Source organism: uncultured Meiothermus sp. (assembly GCF_937863175.1).
Classification (GTDB): domain Bacteria; phylum Deinococcota; class Deinococci; order Deinococcales; family Thermaceae; genus Meiothermus.
This window is the reverse complement of the sequence record NZ_CALMCQ010000070.1, coordinates 1-1,595: the sequence shown is the minus strand read 5'-3', so window position 1 is coordinate 1,595 and position 1,595 is coordinate 1. Positions and strand designations below refer to the sequence as shown.

The window sequence follows — 1,595 nt, the reverse complement described above, 5'->3', positions numbered from 1 at the left end:
CCAGTCGTACCCAGGGCTTGCTGGAGGCATTGCGGCAGGGGCCATCCCAGACCCTCGAGGCTCTCAAACTGCTGCTTGAGATCGAGGATGCCCTGCCCTATCTGGGGCGCCGATTGGAACCCACCATCCATCTCGAAAGCCCGGCCTACAAGGAGGCCCTCGAAACCCTCAGCCGTGCCCAGGATGCGCTCTCGGCCTATGTGAGCGAAGACCTGGTTCAGACCTGGTTGGCGCTCAAGCTGGCCAGGCTCTAGATTTTTAGAGCCATTCTGCTTTAGTCTAGGTATGGATTGTGTCAGCTTTGCAACCGGGTTGAATGCAGCTCTTCGGCCCTTAATCAGGGAGGTTTTCATGGAATGCGTTGGCGTGCGATTCGCGCATGGCCCCAAAATCTACGACTACCGGTTTAGTAGTCTGGCCCCCCCGGTAGATAGCTGGGTGGTGGTGCGTACCGGCCGTGGTCTGGAACTGGCCAGGGTGCGCACCGAGCCGCATCTGGGCAACGCGGTGGGGGAAGTGGTGCGTATCGCGACCCCCGAAGACCTGGATCAGCAGGCCAGCCTCAAAAACCGGGGCCAGGAGGTGCAGTGGTGGCTCAAAGCCCGCCTGCGCCGGGAGGGCATCCAGGCCAAGGTGCTGGGATGCGAATTCACCCTGGATGGCAGTCACATTTCGGTGCATTACTCCGCCGAGGAGCGCATAGATCTACGGCGCTGGGTCAATGAATTGAACAAGCTCGCCGGGGCTCGAGTGGAGTTCATTGCCCTGGGCCCCCGTGACCAGACGGCCTATCTGGGCACCCTGGGGGCCTGCGGGATGGAGTCGTGTTGCTCAACCTGGCTGCAAGACTTTGTCCAGGTCTCCATCAAGATGGCCCGCGATCAACAGCTCCCGCTCTCCCCCGAGAAGGTCTCTGGGCCCTGTGGGCGCTTGTTGTGTTGCTTGCAGTACGAGCACGACCACTACCAGGAACTCCTGGCGGATCTGCCGCGCAAAAACACCAAAGCCTGTAGCATCCAGGGCACCTGTGGCAAAGTCGCCAAGCTCAACCCGCTGGCCGGAACGGTAGACCTGATTACCGAGGAAGGCAGTTGGGTTACGGTGCACAAAAGTGAACTGCGGAAGGAGTAATGACGGGCTGCGCTGAGGTATACTCACGGCCAGGACAGTCACCCCACCCAGTACTCCAAAGTCAAATGAACAAAAAAAGCCTGACTGGAAGTGGCTTTGGGGAGATCGGGTATCTCACGCCAGAATCGGCGGAGTTCGGAAGAGGCAGTAGCGATTTCGAATTAGAATCCTGGGTGGCAACCCCTGCAATCTTGAGTCTCGAGCCCGAATTGCCGGCGTGCAATACCTGAGGTTCAGAAGGTGACCGATGCTAAATATTGGCAACGTCCTGACCCGCAGCTTTAGACTACTGGCCCAACATCCCCTGGGGATTGTCTGGCTGCTGGTTCAAGCTCTGCTGGTCAGCATCTTTACCCTGGGGGTGATGGCCGGCCCCATGCAGGTCGGAGTCTACACGGTTCTAATGCGCTATGCCCGCTCCGGGGTCTGGTCCCCCGAGGAAATATGGGGCAAAAGCACCGGGC

At 59.4% G+C, this 1,595-nt stretch carries 1 protein-coding gene and 2 pseudogenes; all 3 read left to right on the top strand.

From position 1 onward, the window contains the following. Positions 1–254 (top strand): annotated as a pseudogene (locus tag Q0288_RS02800) (hypothetical protein); the annotation flags it as partial. 97 nt (positions 255–351) lie between these two features. Next, the gene (ricT, locus tag Q0288_RS02795; RefSeq protein WP_299426860.1) at positions 352–1,131 is read left to right on the top strand and encodes a regulatory iron-sulfur-containing complex subunit RicT; all 780 of its coding nucleotides are present in this window, start codon (positions 352–354) and stop codon (positions 1,129–1,131) included. A 247-nt stretch (positions 1,132–1,378) separates the two neighbouring features. Next, positions 1,379–1,595: pseudogene (locus Q0288_RS02790) on the top strand (hypothetical protein); the annotation flags it as partial.

Bases quoted from the DNA above. Each gene is read 5' to 3' on its own strand.
- ricT (WP_299426860.1), top strand. From the start codon at position 352: ATGGAATGCGTTGGCGTGCGATTCGCGCATGGCCCCAAAATCTACGAC.